This window comes from Bradyrhizobium sp. 21, assembly GCF_023073335.1.
Lineage (GTDB): Bacteria > Pseudomonadota > Alphaproteobacteria > Rhizobiales > Xanthobacteraceae > Bradyrhizobium.
The window spans coordinates 25097-42868 of sequence record NZ_JADPJG010000011.1 but is presented as its reverse complement, the minus strand read 5'-3'; the positions used below and the strand labels follow the sequence as shown (position 1 = coordinate 42868).

The 17772-nt window shown below is 63.0% G+C and carries 11 protein-coding genes and 1 pseudogene; 4 read left to right on the top strand and 8 right to left on the bottom strand.

The window, feature by feature from the left end; translation table 11 throughout:
* Positions 1-125: 125 nt before the first annotated feature.
* The 6 genes from rnd to IVB31_RS13290 form a co-directional block, all read right to left on the bottom strand.
* On the bottom strand, positions 126-1277 hold the full coding sequence (gene rnd, locus IVB31_RS13315) for a ribonuclease D (protein ID WP_247322757.1): 1152 nt from the start codon (positions 1275-1277) through the stop codon (positions 126-128).
* Between the two features lie 452 nt (positions 1278-1729).
* The gene (locus IVB31_RS13310) at positions 1730-3016 is read right to left on the bottom strand and encodes a hypothetical protein (RefSeq protein ID WP_247322755.1); all 1287 of its coding nucleotides are present in this window, start codon (positions 3014-3016) and stop codon (positions 1730-1732) included.
* Positions 3017-3311: 295 nt separating this feature from the next.
* Positions 3312-4643 carry an ABC transporter substrate-binding protein gene (locus tag IVB31_RS13305; protein WP_247322753.1) on the bottom strand — a complete coding sequence of 444 codons (1332 nt, stop codon included), beginning with the start codon at positions 4641-4643 and terminating at the stop codon, positions 3312-3314.
* Positions 4644-4654: 11 nt separating this feature from the next.
* Entirely contained in the window at positions 4655-5524 is an 870-nt protein-coding gene (locus tag IVB31_RS13300) for a carbohydrate ABC transporter permease (protein WP_247322750.1), read from the bottom strand.
* Positions 5521-6471, bottom strand: a complete 951-nt coding sequence (locus IVB31_RS13295; RefSeq protein WP_247322749.1) for a sugar ABC transporter permease — start codon at positions 6469-6471, stop codon at positions 5521-5523. Before IVB31_RS13295 ends, IVB31_RS13300 begins: the two co-directional genes overlap by 4 nt.
* A 1-nt stretch (position 6472) precedes the next feature.
* Positions 6473-7324, bottom strand: a complete 852-nt coding sequence (locus IVB31_RS13290) for a phosphodiesterase (protein WP_247322747.1) — start codon at positions 7322-7324, stop codon at positions 6473-6475.
* A 293-nt stretch (positions 7325-7617) separates the two neighbouring features.
* Between IVB31_RS13290 and IVB31_RS13285 the strand changes: the two genes are divergently transcribed.
* Complete coding sequence (locus IVB31_RS13285) at positions 7618-8628, top strand: M23 family metallopeptidase (protein ID WP_247322745.1); 1011 nt, start codon at positions 7618-7620, stop codon at positions 8626-8628.
* Between the two features lie 76 nt (positions 8629-8704).
* Positions 8705-9240 (top strand): annotated as a pseudogene (locus tag IVB31_RS13280) (transposase).
* Positions 9241-9384: 144 nt separating this feature from the next.
* Here IVB31_RS13280 and IVB31_RS13275 read toward each other — a convergent pair.
* Entirely contained in the window at positions 9385-10863 is a 1479-nt protein-coding gene (locus IVB31_RS13275) for a protein adenylyltransferase SelO (RefSeq protein WP_247322743.1), read from the bottom strand.
* Positions 10864-11060: 197 nt separating this feature from the next.
* Between IVB31_RS13275 and aspS the strand changes: the two genes are divergently transcribed.
* Positions 11061-12968 (top strand): aspartate--tRNA ligase, encoded by a 1908-nt coding sequence (aspS, locus tag IVB31_RS13270; protein WP_247322741.1) that lies wholly within the window; start codon positions 11061-11063, stop codon positions 12966-12968.
* Between the two features lie 164 nt (positions 12969-13132).
* Here aspS and IVB31_RS13265 read toward each other — a convergent pair whose 3' ends face one another.
* Positions 13133-15106 carry a hypothetical protein gene (locus IVB31_RS13265; RefSeq protein ID WP_247322739.1) on the bottom strand — a complete coding sequence of 658 codons (1974 nt, stop codon included), beginning with the start codon at positions 15104-15106 and terminating at the stop codon, positions 13133-13135.
* 246 nt (positions 15107-15352) lie between these two features.
* On the opposite strand from IVB31_RS13265, the gene IVB31_RS13260 reads away from it, so the two are divergent.
* The gene (locus tag IVB31_RS13260) at positions 15353-17662 is read left to right on the top strand and encodes an NADP-dependent malic enzyme (RefSeq protein WP_247322738.1); all 2310 of its coding nucleotides are present in this window, start codon (positions 15353-15355) and stop codon (positions 17660-17662) included.
* Positions 17663-17772 lie beyond the last annotated feature (110 nt).

Below are 17772 nucleotides of genomic sequence, written 5' to 3'. Positions count from 1 at the left end.
GACCCATACCGTGTGATCTATCGATTTACGATGGTCGGCGTACCGAACGACGGGTCTTCGCCAAACTCGCCCCTGGGTAGTGGGTCCTGGCTTTCGCCAGGACGACATTGAGGAGGCAGTCCCGGCTATTCCGCCCGCTGAACCCCGATCACGCGGCCTTTCTCGACCGCAAGCGCCAGCTCGCCGCGCTTGAGCTTCAGTGCGGCGTCGCCGAACAGCTCGCGGCGCCAGCCGCGTAGCGCCGGCACGTCGGCCTCGTCGTCGGCTGCGATCTCCTCGAGATCGTCGACAGTGGCGATCACCTTGCTGGCAACCGCATGGCGCTCCGCGGTCATGCGCAACAGCACCTTCAACAGCTCCACGATCGCGGCGCCATTGTTGTTGTTGCGCGGCTTCTCCAGCTTCGGCAGCGTCGACAAATCCCGCGCCAGCCCGCGCTGGACCGCGGCGACGATGTCCGCGCCCCATTTGGACTTCTCAAAACCCTTCGGCACGGAGCGCAGGTTGGCGAGCTTCTCGATGGTGTTCGGCGCGTGGGTCGCGATGTCGCTGACCGCCTCGTCGCGCAGCACGCGACCGCGCGGCACGTCGCGGCTCTGCGCCTCCTGCTCGCGCCAGGCGGCGACCTCCATCAGGACCGCGAGGTCCTTGGGCTTGCGCACCCGCGTCTTCAGCCGTTCCCAGGCGCGCTCGGGGTGGAAGTCGTAGGTCTTGGGGGAGGTCAGGACCTCCATCTCGATCGAGACCCACTCGCTGCGGCGGCGCTTCTTGAGGTCGGCATCGAGCGCCGCGAACACGTCGCGCAGATGCGTGACGTCGGACACCGCGTAGTGCATCTGCTCCTTGGTCAGCGGCCGGCGCGACCAGTCGGTGAAGCGGTGGGTCTTGTCCGGGCGGTGGCCGGCGACCTTCTCGACCAGCGCGTCATAGGCGATGCTGTCTCCATAGCCGAGAACCATGGCCGCGACCTGGGTGTCGAACACCGGGTGCGGAATGATGTTGGCCTGGTGCCAGATGATCTCGATGTCCTGGCGGGCGGCGTGGAACACCTTCAGCACGGCCTCATTGGCCATCAGCTCGAAGAACGGCTTGAGGTCGATGCCCTCCGCGAGGGTGTCGATGACGATCGCTTCCTCGGCGCTGGCCATCTGCACCACGCACAGCAGCGGGTAGTAGGTGGTCTCGCGCAGGAACTCGGTATCGACGGTAATGACGGGGTGCTTGGCCAGCCGGCTGCAGGCAGCCGCGAGGTCAGCGGTGGTGGTAATCAAATCCATGAACGGCCCATGACAAGTCTATCAGCCGTTCTGCCGAAAGCGCTGTGATGTCAAGGGGCTCGATGCGAATTCGAGCCTTGCATTTGGGCCGGAATCGCATTTACCGACGAAAATCCTATTCGTAGCGGATCCGCCGGGAGGGTTTGCGCGCGCAAGGCAGCGCCACCACCACAACGCACATGGCGACCAGCGCCAGTCCCAGGAACTCGATAACCAGCAAATCCACGGCAAAATCCCCTCAGAAACATTGCTAGACTTGTCTGGCGTGAATTGAGGGTCTGTTAATGCTCGTGGTTACCGGCGGCGGGCCGGGCCGGATGGTGGACGGGGGGTTAACGGGCGCCGGGCGGAAGTCATCAGCTTCAGCAAGGCTGCGATAGGCTCGTCCATCGCGGCGTGGACCTTTTGCGGCAGCTAGGACAAACGGGGCGACAGCGAAGGCGAGCCCTCGGTCACAACCGCGCAACATCCCTGTTCGTAAATAGATTCCAGACGGAGTATTGCTCACACGTCATCTTGTGGAAACGGGGCGTGTAAACTGCTTTCAGCAGCACGTGGACCCAATCCGGTGGACGGACCACGCAACGTTCGTTGTTGGCGTAGTCCACAGACTGTATTGCTGCCAATAACCAGAATGTACATGCTGCGAGCAATCGCAGTCGGCTCAATCGTTCAATCCAGCCATATGTCTTCGAAGCTTTCTCCGCGATCTCTTCATCATTCAATCGAGTGGAGATCGCTTTTCGTCCGGCAGCATCGTTGGCAAGAAAAACGATGACGATACTGATCATAGCCGCGGCGAGCGCCGGGATCTGCCAAGGATTGGGGGCCTCCACATTAAATAGCAGTCCAATCGGGGATATAAAGTGATGCTCGCGCAGCCAAGCGCCTGTCACGAGAAAGTTGAAGAAGAAAAATGAAGATAGGACCGCAATTGCGGAGATTATACTTGCCTTTGCTTTTAGGCTTCCGACCGAGTTCCAACCCAAAATATCTGGCTTCTCGCGCAGATCGCTTCCGATGTACGACACAGGCCACCAGAACCAGAAAGCCGATTTTACAGAGAAGCGCAGAAGCCAAGTGGGCCAGAACAACAGGCAAAGATAGATTAGCCCTCCTAAAGCGGCACTTCGATCTGGTCCGTTCTTTAGTCTCGCTGCGACGTTCCCCATAGAGAAAAAGTAGTTTGTTTGATTAAAGCCCGGCACCAACTCTGGAAGCTGAGATGGGGAAGTGCACATCCACAATTTCCGAAAATTACCTGGCATTGCTTGAACGCCGATCCGAATGAATTTTACGGTAGCCCAGATCCTAATTACGACTGATGCGGTTACGTATGCCGCACAAGTACCTATCAGGGGCGGTAATAAGGCACTTGTCGAGAGATCGCTCATTACGCCACTTTGCTTCAAGAGGACGTACAGCCCCAACACCGCAGCCGTCGGGCCTCCGATGAACAGCAACATCCAGAGATCCACCTCCGCGAAGTGGCGAACATAGCGGCGAGCCAATAGAATACCGGCATGAAGCGAGTAGGGCGTGCGCAGCAAAACGAAAGGCGCGGTTAAGAGGCCCACGATGAGTGGAAGGAAGAACCCCACATAGGCAGCGATCCAGAGATAGACGGCAGTTGCGAGGAACGTTTCGATGATCGCTGCAATCGAAATTTCTTCCTGCTCGATACTTTCGGCCGTAGACCAAACTCGCCAGCGCCGCTCTCTCTTTTTTGGTTGGCTCATTTCCTTCCCTAGTTTAGTGCCCGAATGCAATCTATACGAGCAACTTCAGCCGTTCCAGAGCCTTTGAAGCTGTCGATGCAGAGCGCCGGCGAGATTTTGGCTGCTCGCTGGCCTGACCGATCGCGGCTCGTCTTGGAACGCGGAGATCCGACTGACTGGCCCGGCGGGGCCGTTTGATCCCAAGAGACGGGCGATGAGATCGTGCGGGGGACCTCGTCACCGCAGCGATAGAGCCAAGCAATTTCGGCGCCCCACGTTGTGGCGCGCCGAGGTCTTTTGCCTGATTCACCAAGGCTTACGGCAGCTTCAGCGACGTCTCCGCATTGTACGGCTTGAGCGTCTCGTCGGCGGCCTTCTGGGCGGCGGCGAGGGCTTCCTTCGGCTGCTTCTTGCCGTTGAGGACCAGCATCACCTCGTCCTCCAGCGTCTTGCGCACCGGCACGGTCTTGTAGGTCGCGAACCACGGCTTTGCGACGTCGAGCTGCTCGACGGCGGTCTTGGCGTCGGGGTTCTTGTTCAGGAATTCGACCATGTCGGACGTCTTGTACGCCGCCATGTTGGGCGCGAAATAGCCGGTGGCGCGGCTCCACCAGCCGCTCTTCTCGGGCGAGGTCATCCACTTGATCAGCGTCCAGGCGGCGTTCTGCTTGTCGGCTTGCTGGCCCGCCGGAACGATCAGCGAGGCGCCGCCGATCGGCACGGCGTTGCGGACGTTGCGCGGGATGAAGGCGACCTTGTAGGCGAACTTGGCGTTGTCACGCACATAGGTCAGCGAGCCCGTGGAGAGCATCATCATCGCGGCGTTGCCGGAGATGAAGGAGGTGCTGACGGCCGGGCCAGGCGTGGCGCCGGGCGGATGCACCTTGTGCTTGGCGACGAGGTCGTTCCACCAGGTCAGCGCACCCAGCATCGAGGGCGTGTCGTAATAGACCTCGCCGCCGAACTCCTCGTTGTAGTAGCGCCCGCCATTGGACATGGTGAGCGTTTCCATCATCCAGCCGCAATAATCATAGGCGCAGGGGATTGCGATGCCCCATTGGGTCACCTTGTCGCCCTCGCGCTTGGTGAGCTTCTTGGCCCAGTCGGTGAGCTCCGCCCAGGTCTGTGGCGGCTTGCTCGGATCAAGGCCCGCTTCCTTGGCCTTGTCGGCGTTGATGTAGAGCAGCGGCGTTGAATTGTGGAACGGCACCCCGTAGACCGAGCGGTCGATCACCGCGTTGCCCTGCAGCGCCGGGAAGAACTGGCCCAAAAACTTCTCTTTGGTGGTGCCGTCGGCGGCGATCAGGCTGTCGAGGTTAGTCAGCTCGTTCTCGATCTGCATGTCGAGCAGGAAGTTCGCCGACATGATCACGGCAGCCGGCGGCTTGCCGGCCTTGATGGCGGCGCGCGTCTTGATCAGCGTGTCGTCGTAGGAGCCGGTGTAGACGGCGGTCGCCTTGATGTTTGGATGTCCTTCGTTGAACTCCTTGATCAGGGTGCCCATGTCGCGGGCGAGCTTGCCGTCGACGGGAACGGGGAAGAACAGGTCGATCTCGGTTGGACCTTCGGCCAGCGCCGGGACGGCGAGGGCGCTTGCCAAACTACCTGCCATGGCGAGGCCGAGCATGAGCCTGCGGGAAAACAGCATCGAGAAATCTCCTATTTGATGCCTGAGGTGACGAAAGAACTGATGAAGCGCTTCTGGAAGATCAGGAAGGTGATGAGCAGCGGTGCGATCACCATCAACGTGCCGGCGGCGATGGTGCCCCAGGCCTGCGTGCCTTCCGCAGTCGCGGTGAACACCGAGAGCCCGACCGTGAGCGGCCGCTTATCCGGCGAATTGATCACCATCAGCGGCCACAGGAAGTCGTTCCAGTGGCTGGTGACGGAGATGATCGCGAAGGCCGAGAAGCTCGGCATCGACAGCGGCACGTAGATGTGGCGGATGCGCTGGAGAAGGCTGGCGCCGTCGATCAGGGCTGCGTCTTCCAGCTCGGTCGGTATCGCCTCGAAGGCCTGGCGCATCAGGAAGGTGCCGAAGGCGGAGGCGAAGAAAGGCATCATCACGCCGGTCAGCGTGTCGTAGAGGCCGAGCTGCGCCACCAGGCTCAAATTCGGCACGATCAGCAACACCGGCACCAGCATCAGCTGCATCAGGAACAGATAGAAGATCGGTGTCTTGCCGGCGAATTCGAGCCGCGCAAAAGCAAAGCCCGCCAGCGTGATCGTGACGAACTGCACCAGCAGGATGCCGGTGCAGATGAGCACGGTGTTGAGGGTGTAGCGCGGGAAATCGCCAATCTCCCAGGCGTCCCTGATATTGTCGAGCGTGGGTTTCAGGCTCGGCATCAGCTCGGCCATGAGGTTGATGCCGTCGGACGCGGGACGCAGCGTCGCCACGCCCATCCACAGGAACGGGATCAGCCAGACGATCGCGAGCAGCACGGTGAGCAAGAAGCCGAGCTTTGGCGTGATCTCGTTGCGGGTCGCGAGCGGGGTATCCCTGAACAGGCGGTCGAGCAGCTTCATGGCCCGTCCTCGCGGTTGGCCATCGTCCGGAACGAAAGCGCGGTCAGGCCCATCAGGGCGGCGAGCGTCAGCAGCGTCGCGGCCGAGGCCTTGCCGATGTCGTAATGCTCCACCGCCTGCTGGTAGATGTAGAACAGCACGAGGTTGGTCGCGTTGGACGGCCCGCCCTTGGTCATGACGAAGACGTGGTCGACCTGCGTGACCGCGTTAAGAATGGCGATGACCGTGACGAACAGGAAGGTGGGCTTGAGCTCGGGCATGATGATGTGGCGCAGACGCTGGTACGGCCCGGCGCCGTCGAGATGGGCCGCTTCCATGACATCTTCCGGCACCGCCTGGAGGCCGGCCAGGAAGAACAGCATGTAGTAGCCGGCGTTCTTCCAGATGGTGATGACCATGATCGCGTAAAGCGCGATGTCGGAATCGCCGAGCCAGTTCGGCAGTACCGGAAGCAGGCTGCCGATGTAATAGTCGAGCAGGCCGACATTGGGCAGGAAGATGAACAGGAACAGCGCGGAGGCCGCGACCATCGGGATCAGCACCGGCAGGAACAGCGCGGCACGCAGCGCGCTGTTGACGGCGTTGGTGCGCGACAGCGCCAGCGCGAACAGCAGTGCAAGTCCGATGCTCGGGATCGCGGTGCCGACGGCATAGACGAGATTGTTGACAACGGCACCGGTGAAGGCGGAGTCGGCAAGCACGGCTGCGATGTTGTCGAGACCGACGAAGCGGACCGGCGCCTTGGGCGTGGCGCGCTGGTAGAGCGCGTCGACGAGCACGCGGCCCATCGCGCCATAGGTGAACAGCGCGAGGAAGACGAGCGAGGGCAGCAACAGCAGATAGGCCGGCAGCGAGGTTTTGAAGCGGTGAGAGAACCGCGTCACGATATGCAGGCGCGCTGGCGCCGACGCCGCGACCGGGAGAGCCGCGGGTTCAGCGAGGCTCATCTCACCGCGCCGGGAAGTTGAGCGCATAATCGCGATCGTCCATTCCCGCTGGAGGGACGAAGGGGAAGCGCAGGCTGGTGTCGAGGAAGTCGTGGCTGTGAACGACCAGGTTTTCCTGCTCGATCAGCACCACGCCATAGGCCGGCGGCTCGTGGCTCGCCAGATGGTCGGTGACGGCGGGGTCGAGCTCGAACCAGACCTGATGGTTGGTGCCACGCAGGGTGGAGAAGGGGATCTTGCCGTAGCTGCCGAAGATCGGCCGGTGCACATGGCCGAAGAAGAGGTGGCGGATGCGTGCGCGATAAGGCGCGATCACCTCGGCGAATTCGGCGCTCTGCGCCAGCGCGATCTCGTCCATCGCGTGGACGCCGACCGGGAACGGCGGGTGATGCATGAAGACGACGAACGGCATGTCCGCCGGCGCGGCGGCGAGCGTGCTCGCAAGCCAGCCGAGGCGCTTGCGGCACATCTCACCGGCATGGCTGGTTTCGTCCAGCGTGTCCAGGAAGACGAACAGGCCGTGCTCGGTGGTGCGCGTGCCCTGCACGAAGCCATTGGGATCGCGCGGCGCGGCTTTCAGGCCGTCGAGGCAGGCGACACGGCGGTCGTGATTGCCGACCATGGCGATGTACGGCATTTTCAGCGCGGACATCGCGTCTGCGAAATTGGCGTAGGATTCAGGCTCGCCCCAATGGGTGAGATCGCCGGTCACGACCGTGAAGGCAGCATCGGACTGATGCTTGTTGATGTCGGCAATCGCAGCGTCCAGCCGGGCGCGCGGGTCGAGGCCATAGAGCTTCAACCCCGGGTTCGCCAGATGCGTGTCGGTGATGTGGATGAATTTGAACGGCATGGCGCTTGTCAGGACTCTTGGTCAGAATTCTTGGTCAAAATTCTTGGAGGATGGGCGCCTCCGGCAAGACGTCCCTGACAGGCCGTTAGAGCGCGAGTGTTTCAGTTTGATGACAGCGGTTCCCGCGGCGTACCAATGGTATGAACATGCCTTGGACCACGGGACGAGAGCGCTCTGCGGCCGAACGAACGTCTCGTGATTGAGGGGCGATGTTCGATCTACCTTGCCGCGAGGATGCGCTCATGATTTGCTTGGGCCACTTATCGAAATTGCATGCTTTACGAGATGACCGAATGTTGACGCCGCGTGTCCTTCGCAAGCTGGGATTGCTTGCCGCCTCCGTTCTGCTTGTCGTCTTGAGCGCCGTTCCCCCGGCTGGATCTGCCGAATTCAACTTCGCCCGCTACCAGGAGACCGATCTCGACGAGTTCCTGGCGCGACCACGGCCTGCCACCGGCTTCGACGTTTATCCGAGGTCGCCGTTGAAGCTAGACGTCACGCTGGCGTCTCACGGTGGCCCATGCGCTAGCGGAGCGCTCAACCGATCGCTCGTCATGAGCGGCATGCCCAAGCCGGACGCCGACGCTTTGCAGGTGACCAACTGCATCACGGTCCGCTCCGCCAAGGGAAGCGAGCTCAAGGTCTTCATCCAGGATGTGGTTTACGGCTTTCTCCCGAACGAGGTGCCGGTCGGGGACAAGCTGTCGCTCTATGCGATCCATGTCTTCACGTCTCCCGAAGGACCCGGATTGTTGGTCAATGAATTCCTGACTCCGAAGAGTTCTCCGCGCGCCGACAAGCCGGCGGACAAGAGGATGACCTCCTGTGGGTGCTGGACTCATGACGAGCATCCCGGCGTCGACTTTGTCTTCGACAAGGCGGGCGGCCCGGTGGCGGCCATGGCGGACAGCGTCGTCGTCAAGATCGAGACCAGCGAGCAGGCGCCGGCCGACCTTCCCGTCGTCGGGGGCTGCGGCCGCTATGTGGTGCTCAAGCACACCTATCCCAACGGCGGCATCATCTACACACGCTACGTCCAGCTCGGCCGCATCGTCGGGCCGCAGGGCGAGCCGCTCGCTGTTGGCGCCAGCGTCAAGGCAAGGGACACGATCGGCGAGATTGGTCCCAACAAGGTCCTGCATTTCGAGCTCCGGCCCGTTGCGCCCGGCACGACGACCAACAACAAGGCGTGGGCCGAGCGCTACGGCAACGCGCCCGACATGGAGTGGTCACGCTACAATCCCGTCGATCCGCAGAAATTCGACGCGGCATCGTTCGGCGGGGTGAGGAAGGCGACGAAGTAGGGGCGGGTAGGGTGGATTAGCCGAAGGCGTAACCCACCACTGTGAGCCAGCTTCCAGGTTGTGCTATTGATGGCCTATGTCCGACTACCGCCGCGCATTCGTTCCCGGAGGATGCTGGTTCTTCACCGTGAACCTGCTTGATCGGCGGAAAGCTGTTTTGACTGACCAGATTGACATCTTGCGAGGCGCGGTCGCCGCAACGCGCCAGAGCCATCCCTTCGAGATCGAGGCCTTTGTGATTCTGCCGGATCATCTGCACGCAATCTGGAAGCTGCCGCCGGGGGATGCCAATTTTTCGGTGCGCGCTGGCGACTGATCAAAGCCCGCTTTGCCAAATCGCTCCCATCAACCGAGCGGCTGAGTACCGTCCGCGCGGCACTAAACGAACGTGGCATTTGGCAGCGTCGGTTCTGGGAGCATCTCATCCGCAACGAGGCCGACTACGCGCGCCACGTCGAATATTGCTATTACAATCCCGTCAAGCACGGGCACGTCTCGAAAGTGTGCGATTGGCCCTACTCGTCGTTTCATCGTGATGTGCGGGCCGGACTGTTTCCGGAGGATTGGGGCGGTGACGCCGAGTTCATCGGCGAGTTCGGAGAACGGCCGTGACGGCAGCGCTAGTTGTAGGGTGGGTTAGCTACGCGACTGTGCGAAGCGCGGTTAGCTGGGCGTAACCCACCACCGCTGCGGCCATCGGAAAGAGAGGTGGTGGATTACGCCTTCGGCTAATCCACCCTACGCACCGAGCTTGCCTCACGTCCCGCAGAACGTCTGCAACACCCGTTGGTCCGGCAGTGGCGGATCGGCGTAGGCTGCGTAGTCCGGCTGGTTCTCAAACGGTCTCGCCAGCACCTTCACCAATTCCTCGAACGGCGCGTAGTCGTCGTTGTTCACCGCGGCCTGGATCACGGCCTCGACGCGGTGATTGCGGGGGATGAGCATCGGGTTGACGGCGCGCATGGCGGCTTGCCGCTCGGTTGCGGACTGCGGCTCCAGGGCTGTGCGCTCGCGCCAGCTCTTGGCCCAATCGTCGAACGCAGCGGGGTCCATGAACTGGGCGCGGGCGTCGGTGATGCCGGCCTCATCGCCCGCGGCGTCGGCCAGCTTGCGGAAGGTGAGGGTAAAGTCGGCCTGGTTCTTCGCCATGGCGTCCAGCAAATCCTGGATCAGCGCCTCGTCGCCCTCGCGCTCCGTGAACAGGCCGACCTTCTTGCGCAGGCCCGCCTGATAGGCGTTGCTGAACGTTTCTGAGAAGGCACCGAGGATATCCTGCGCTTCCGCGACCGCCTTTTCCTGCTCGTCGGAGAACAGCGGCAACAGGCATTCGGCGAGCCTTGTCAGATTCCACAACGCGATGCGCGGCTGGTTGGCATAGGCGTAGCGCCCCATCTCGTCGATCGAGGAAAACACCTGCGCGGGGTTGTAGGCATCCATGAAGGCGCAGGGGCCGTAGTCGATGGTCTCGCCCGAGATCGAGCTGTTGTCGGTGTTCATCACGCCGTGGATGAAGCCGACCAAGAGCCAGCGCGCGACGAGGTTGGCCTGGCGCGTGACGACGCCGGCGAGCAGGGCGTGATAGGGCCGCTCGGTGCCTGATAGCTGCGGATAGTGCCTGGCGATGACGTGATCGGCGAGCCGGCGGATGGCGTCGGTGTCGCGGCGGACGGCAAAGAACTGGAAGGTGCCGACGCGGATATGGCTCGACGCCACGCGCGTCAGCACGGCGCCGGGCAGCGCGGTCTCGCGCATCACGTGCTCGCCGGTGACGACGGCGGCGAGCGAGCGCGTGGTCGGAATGCCGAGCGCAAACATCGCCTCGCTGACGATGTATTCGCGCAGCACGGGGCCGAGCGCGGCGCGGCCATCGCCGCGGCGGGAGAACGGGGTAGGACCCGAGCCCTTGAGCTGGATGTCGCGGCGGACGCCGTCGCTATCGATGACCTCGCCGAGCAGGATGGCGCGGCCGTCGCCGAGCTGGGGTACGAACTGCCCGAACTGGTGGCCGGCATAGGCCATGGCGATGGGGTCGGCGCCTGCGGGAACCGTCTTGCCCGCCAGGATCTCAGCCCCCTCAGGGGTCTCCAGGAGGTCCGGATCGAGCCCGAGCTGGACCGCCAACGGCCGGTTCAGCTTGATCAGCCGGGGGGCCGCAACAGGGGTCGGCGCGACGCGGGCGAAGAAGCTGTCCGGCAGCGCCGAATAGGAGTTCTGGAAGGGGAAATGAACCGTCATGCCCCTAGAGATAGGCGGGGAACGCCTGATGGCAAAGGCCCCGGCCTCAGATAACCAAAAATGGGCGCAGCGGGCCCAAAACAGGCCTTTCCCTTGGTTGCCGCACCGTTCCTCGTCGGGTAAACCCTGCCGCAACTTCGGACCGGCCGTGACAGGCCGTCCGATTCGCTTCCTCCGACATTGAATTTGGGACGACCATGCATCGCTACCGGTCACATAAATGCGGCGATCTCCGCGAGAGCAACATCGGCGAGACGGTTCGCCTCTCGGGCTGGGTCCATCGCGTTCGCGACCATGGCGGCGTGCTGTTCATCGACCTGCGCGACCATTACGGCCTGACCCAGTGCGTGGTCGATCCGGACTCGCCGGCGTTCGCGCAGGCCGAGAAGCTGCGCTCGGAATTCGTGGTGCGGATGGACGGCAAGGCCCGCCGCCGCCCCGAAGGCACCGACAATGATGATCTGCCGACCGGCAAGGTCGAAGTTTACGTCAGCGAGATCGAGGTGCTGGGACCCGCGGGCGACCTGCCGCTGCCGGTGTTCGGTGACCAGGAATACCCTGAAGACATCCGCTTGAAGTACCGCTTCCTCGACCTTCGGCGCGAGAAGCTGCACCAGAACATCATGACGCGCGTCGACATCATCAAGTCGATGCGCAGGCGGATGGAGGGGCAGGGCTTCTTCGAGTTCAACACGCCGATCCTGACGGCGTCCTCGCCGGAAGGCGCGCGCGACTTCCTAGTGCCATCGCGCATCCATCCGGGAAAATTCTATGCACTGCCGCAGGCGCCGCAGCAGTACAAGCAGCTCCTGATGATGTCGGGCTTCGACCGCTACTTCCAGATCGCGCCCTGCTTCCGCGACGAGGACCCGCGCGCCGACCGTCTGCCGGGCGAGTTCTACCAGCTCGACGTCGAGATGAGCTTTGTCACGCAGGAAGACGTCTTCGCGGCGATGGAGCCCGTCATCACCGGCGTGTTCGAGGAGTTCGCCAAGGGCAAGCCGGTGACAAAAGGCTGGCCGCGGATTTCCTACACTGCTTCTCACCGCGCTTTTGGGACCGACAAGCCTGATTTGCGTAATCCGCTTTTGATTCACGATGTCACGGACATATTCCGTGGCGCCGGGTTTGGCCTGTTCGCTCGGGGAATCTCGAGCAATGAAAAGGTTAGGATATGGGCTATCCCAGCTCCGAAGGGAGGCAGCCGGGCGTTTTGTGATCGAATGGACAGTTGGGCTAAGAGCGAGGGACAACCGGGCCTCGGCTACATCTTCTGGCGTGATGGCGACGTTGCGGGTGCTGGGCCAATTGCAAAGAACCTTGGCCCAGAGAGGACAGCAATTCTGATGCGGGAGTTGAACGGGCGTCTTGGTAAGTTCGTTCAAGTGCCGGTGCCCGTCGAAGAACAGAACGCCATGGACTCGCTCTTCCGCGAGAATTTTCCGATCGAGGTGGCCAACCGCTATCGGAACCTCAAGCCCGATGGTCTCATCGATGGCGATGCGGTGTTCTTCGTGATGGGCGTGCCTGGCGAGATGTACAAGTTTGCAGGTCTTGCACGCACAAAGGTCGGTGAGGAGATGAACCTCATCGACAAGGAGCGGTTCGAACTTGGCTGGATTACCGATTTTCCGATGTATGAATATGACGAAGAGAACAAAAAGATCGACTTCTCGCACAACCCGTTCTCGATGCCACAGGGTGGCTTAGGGGCGTTGCGAAATCTAGACCCGCTGGGAATTTTTGCGTTCCAGTACGACATCACCTGCAACGGCTACGAGATCGCCTCCGGCGGCATCCGCAACCACGTGCCGGAAGCCATGGTGAAGGCGTTCGAGATCGCCGGCTACGGCGAGCAGGAAGTGGTCGATCGTTTCGGCGGCATGTACCGCGCGTTCCAGTACGGCGCGCCGCCGCATGGCGGCATGGCGGCGGGCGTGGACCGCATCGTGATGCTCTTGTGCGGCACCAACAATCTGCGCGAGATCTCGCTGTTCCCGATGAACCAGCAGGCGATGGATCTGCTGATGGGCGCGCCGTCGGAAGCGACGCCGAAGCAGCTCCGCGAGCTGCATGTGCGGGTGAACCTGCCGCAGAAGAGCTGAGGCGGTTTTCGGTCTCGTGCCCCGGACGCAGCGCAGCGCTTCTTCAGCGGTGCGCTGCAGAGCCGGGGCCCATGCCTCAGCGAGCAGCAAGCATTCTGGGTCCCGGCTCTGCGCAGCAACGCTGGCGCGTTGCAGCGCGTCCGGGACAAGAGGCCATTGTCGCCCTACAGCCCCGTCGACGCCTCGATCCGGAACTGCGCCAGCGCGATGATCGGTTCGTTGCTCAGGACATCCATGAGCTGAAGCAGCGGCAGCTTGCCGAGCGGAGTCAACTTGATGGTGAGCGTCTGCCCCGACGTTTCGACGAAGCCGGCGAGCGCATCCACGGCCATCCTGGCATCGAGATTGGAAGCCGCGATCTTCTCGCCCTGCGCCCGGATTATCTCGACGATAGAGCTGCGCGCGGCGTCGCGGCTGACATTCTGGATGCGCGAGAATTGCGCCACGACGAGATCGACGACGCCGCTGTCACGCAAGGAGAGCTCGATCGCGCCGGTCTCGATCTGCGCCGCCTGACCCATCGCCTGCGCCGGATCGGTCGTGAACATACCGCGCGGCACGTTCGCGAGCGCGAACCGGGCCTGTGCCTTGGCGAGGTTGCCGAGATCGATGGTGGCCGGCGTGAGCGCGAAGGCGCCTGACGACTCCGTCCATGCCGCGCCGAGATCGAGATCGATCGCGAGCTTGTCGACGCCCGCCATGATCAGCGGCCGCTGCGCCGGACTGGAGGGGTCGACGGGCGTGACCATCTTCACGACCAGATTGGCTTTGCTCGGGATCGATCCGATCAATTGCCCCCAATTCAGGCTGATCGTGTCGATGGTGACGAACTGACGCGTGGTCTTGAAGGGCGCGATCACGCCCTTGATCTCGGCGCCGTCGAGCACCCGGAACAGGCCCAGCATCTGGTCCGGTGAGGGCGCCTGTCCGGGATTGGCGAGGCCCGCGGCCCAGCGCATCAGGTTCGCCACACTGAATGATTTGAGCGCGAACCGCTCCATCTTGAGCTGGCCTTGCGGTGTCGGCGCATCGAGGCCTTCGAGCGCGAACTCGCCCTGCTGGTATCTGATCGCCTTCAGCTTCGGCGTTCCTTGCGGGGTCGTCACCGACAGACTGCCGATCTCGATCCTGCCGACGCGAATGCCCTCGTAAAGCCCGGCGAGCTTCTCCATCATCTCGCGCGACTGCGCCGGTGTGGGAACCGAGGAGGGACCCGTGGCCGGCAGCGCGGCGAAGATCTCGGCCAGGCGGAATTTCGACGGTTGGATCGCAATGTCATCGATGGCGATCCCGTCGACCTGCATCCGCATGCCCAGCGTCGATGTCGCCACGTAGGGGCCAGTCGAGATTTGTCCGTAGACCCGATGATAGCTGTCGTCGCCCGCCTTCTGCGGATCGAGCGCGGCGACGATCGCCGTCACGTCGATGCCGTTGACGGCGATGGTGGAGATTTCGCCGGTCAGCTTGTCCGCCTTGCCCGCCTGCTGCACGTTGATGCTGAAGTTGGCACGATCCGCCTTCATGGCGTCGATCCTGCCCTGCTTCAGATTCTGAATCATCAGCCCGGAGTAGGAGAACTCGCCGCTGCCGGCGGTCCCGCTGCCTCCGTCGAATGTGAAGGTGAGCGACGGGGCGGTGACCGAAGATGCCGTCACGCTCGCATATTGTTCGAGCGCGTAGCGGTACATGTCGATCAGGGAGCCGCCCGCCGGCGCGTTCATGGACTGAAGCGGGCCGGCATAGTCACGCAAGGTCAGTTGCTGAACCTTGTAGGAGCCTTTCAGCTTCGCCGGGCCGATTTCGCCCAGCGCGAGTTCGAAGCCGGTGATGTCGATGCTGTCGGCCGAAAATCGGGTCGCGTCGATCAGGCGGACGCCCGTGCCCTTGATACCCGCGATCCTGATCTGCGCCTGCTGCTCGCTGCCGGGCGTGACCGCGATGTCCTCGACCGTCAGCGTCCGGCTCATGACGTCGAATTCGACCTTGCCGTGGCTCGCCTTGCCGCCTTGCTTGCGAACCTGCTCGAATGCGGCCTCGACCTCGGCGGTGGCGCGATGTTGTGCGTAGAGGTTGAAGCCGAACCACCCGCCCACGGCCACCACGGCCACGGCAATCAGGCCGATCAGGATTCGCTTCATTCCCAGCTCCAGTTGCTCGTTTTGCAGCGCGCAAGCTGCCATATTCGCGAAACGCCGTGCGGTCCAGAGAAAGCTATGGTTTTCAAATATATGACCGCGCCGGCTGTTGATTGGGTTGCAATCGGATATTGCCACCGGGGCGCCCGCCGTGCTTCATCCCGTTTCCATGACCCGGAAATAGTGTCCGCTTGGACAGCCACTCCGGATGAGGCAATTTGAGGCCGGTAACGCGAGGCGAGACACCGCATGTCGTCCTATTCTGATGATCTTCACCAGGCGGCGCTGGCCTATCATCGGCTGCCACGCCCCGGAAAGCTCGAGATCCAGGCAAGCAAGCCGCTTGCCAACCAGCGCGATCTGGCGCTGGCCTACTCGCCGGGCGTCGCCGCCGCCTGCTTGGAGATCGCCAAGAACCCTGCTGAAGCCGCCACGCTGACGATCCGCTCCAATCTGGTCGCCGTGGTTTCGAACGGCACCGCCGTGCTCGGCCTCGGCAATATCGGCCCGCTCGCCTCGAAGCCGGTGATGGAGGGCAAGGCGGTCCTGTTCAAGAAATTCGCCGGCATCGACGTGTTCGACATCGAGATCGCGGCCGACACCATCGAACGCGTGGTCGAGACCGTGGCCGCGCTCGAGCCGACCTTCGGTGGCATCAATCTGGAAGACATCCGCGGACCGGAATGCTTCGAGATCGAGGCGCAGCTCAAGGAGCGCATGAAGATCCCGGTCTTCCATGACGACCAGCATGGCACCGCGATCATCGTTGCCGCCGCCGTCACCAACGCCCTGCGACTCAACGGCAAGAAGCTCTCCGACGTGAAGATCGTAGCATCGGGGGCAGGGGCCGCGGCGATCGCGACTCTGAACCTGCTGGTGTCGATGGGCGCGCAGCGCAAGAACATCTGGGTTTGCGACATCGACGGCCTCGTGCACGAAGGCCGCAACACCACCATGGACCGTTGGAAGGCGGTCTATGCGCAGAAGACCGACAAGCGCACGCTGGCTGACGTGATCGGCGGCGCCGACATCTTCATCGGCCTCTCCGCACCGGGCGTGCTCAAGCCCGAGATGGCCAAGGCGATGGGCGACAAGCCGCTCATCATGGCGCTCGCGAATCCGACGCCGGAGATCATGCCCGAGGAGGCGCGCAAGGTGCGCCCCGACGCCATGATCTGCACCGGTCGCTCCGACTTTCCGAACCAGGTCAACAACGTCCTCTGCTTCCCCTTCATCTTCCGCGGCGCGCTCGACGTCGGCGCCAGCGCGATCAACGAGGAGATGAAGCTCGCCGCCGTCGAGGCCATCGCGCAGCTCGCGCGCGAGGCGCCGTCGGATGCGGTCGCGCAGGGCTTTGACAGCGGCGAGACGCAAGGGTTCGGGCCGGGCTCGCTGATCCCGAGTCCCTTCGATCCGCGGCTGATCCTGCGCATCGCACCTGCGGTGGCCAAGGCCGCGATGGAATCCGGCGTCGCGACACGGCCCATCACCAATTTCGACGAATACACCGCGCTGCTCGAGCGCTTCGCCTTCCGCTCAGGCATCGTCATGAAGCCGATGTTCGCGAAGGCCAAGACCCAGCCGCTGCGCGTGATCTACGCCGAAGGCGAGGATGAGCGCGTGCTGCGCGCCACGCAAGTGGTGCTGGAGGAGAAGCTGGCGCGGCCGATCCTGGTCGGCCGTCCCTCGGTGGTGGAGGCCCGCATCCAGCGCTTCGGTTTGCTGATCAAGGCAGGCAAGGATTTCGACCTCATCAATCCCGAGGACGATCCGCGCTACCGCTCCTACGTGCAGTCCTATGTCGAGGTCGCCGGCCGCTGCGGCGTCACGCCGGATGCAGCGCGCACGGTGGTGCGCACCAACAACACGGTCATCGCGGCGCTCGCGGTGGTGCGCGGGGAGGCGGACGCCATGCTCTGCGGCGTCGAGGGCCGCTACATGAGCCATCTGCGTCATGTCCGCGAGATCGTCGGCTTTTCCCCTGGAATCAGCGACTATGCGGCGCTGGCGCTGCTGATCACCAGCAAGGGCGCGTTCTTCGTCGCCGACACGCAAGTTCGCCCCAATCCGAGCGCGGAAGAACTTGCCGAGATCGCGTCGCTGGCGGCGGTCCACGTCCAGCGTTTCAACATCAAGCCGAAGATCGCCTTCGTCTCTCATTCGGATTTCGGCAGCTACGACACCGAATCCTCGCGCAAGATGCGCCGGGCAACCCAGCTCCTGAAGGAGAAGCACCCGGAGATCGAGGCCGACGGCGAGATGCAGGGCGACACCGCGCTCTCGGCTGCTGCGCGGAAAATGGTGCTGCCGCACTCCAAGCTCGAGGGCGAGGCCAACATCATGATCATGCCGAGCCTCGACACCGCCAACGTCGCCTATCAGATGATCAAGTCGCTCGCGGATGCGCTCCCCGTCGGCCCGATCCTGATCGGCCCGGCGCGCCCGGCCCACATCCTCACCCCGTCGGTGACGGCACGCGGCATCCTCAACATGACCGCTGTGGCGGTGGTCGAGGCGCAGGAGCGTGCGGCGCGGCAGCAGCCGACGCTGTTTACGTAGAGCGGGCCGACGCTGCCTTCGCCTCTCCCCGTAAGAACGGGGAGAGGGAGCGCAAACAGCGCCGCCGCGTCTCAATCTTTTCAAAACAGTTCTTCATTTCCCCGTTTGTA

What these genes read in the sequence shown, in the direction of transcription:
- IVB31_RS13285 (WP_247322745.1), top strand. Translation starts at nt 7,618, where the DNA reads ATGTTGACGCCGCGTGTCCTTCGCAAGCTGGGATTGCTTGCCGCCTCC.
- IVB31_RS13275 (WP_247322743.1), bottom strand. Translation starts at nt 10,863, where the DNA reads ATGACGGTTCATTTCCCCTTCCAGAACTCCTATTCGGCGCTGCCGGAC.
- IVB31_RS13300 (WP_247322750.1), bottom strand. Translation starts at nt 5,524, where the DNA reads ATGAAGCTGCTCGACCGCCTGTTCAGGGATACCCCGCTCGCGACCCGC.
- IVB31_RS13295 (WP_247322749.1), bottom strand. Translation starts at nt 6,471, where the DNA reads ATGAGCCTCGCTGAACCCGCGGCTCTCCCGGTCGCGGCGTCGGCGCCA.
- aspS (WP_247322741.1), top strand. Translation starts at nt 11,061, where the DNA reads ATGCATCGCTACCGGTCACATAAATGCGGCGATCTCCGCGAGAGCAAC.
- IVB31_RS13265 (WP_247322739.1), bottom strand. Translation starts at nt 15,106, where the DNA reads ATGAAGCGAATCCTGATCGGCCTGATTGCCGTGGCCGTGGTGGCCGTG.
- IVB31_RS13260 (WP_247322738.1), top strand. Translation starts at nt 15,353, where the DNA reads ATGTCGTCCTATTCTGATGATCTTCACCAGGCGGCGCTGGCCTATCAT.
- IVB31_RS13290 (WP_247322747.1), bottom strand. Translation starts at nt 7,324, where the DNA reads ATGCCGTTCAAATTCATCCACATCACCGACACGCATCTGGCGAACCCG.
- IVB31_RS13310 (WP_247322755.1), bottom strand. Translation starts at nt 3,016, where the DNA reads ATGAGCCAACCAAAAAAGAGAGAGCGGCGCTGGCGAGTTTGGTCTACG.
- rnd (WP_247322757.1), bottom strand. Translation starts at nt 1,277, where the DNA reads ATGGATTTGATTACCACCACCGCTGACCTCGCGGCTGCCTGCAGCCGG.
- IVB31_RS13305 (WP_247322753.1), bottom strand. Translation starts at nt 4,643, where the DNA reads ATGCTGTTTTCCCGCAGGCTCATGCTCGGCCTCGCCATGGCAGGTAGT.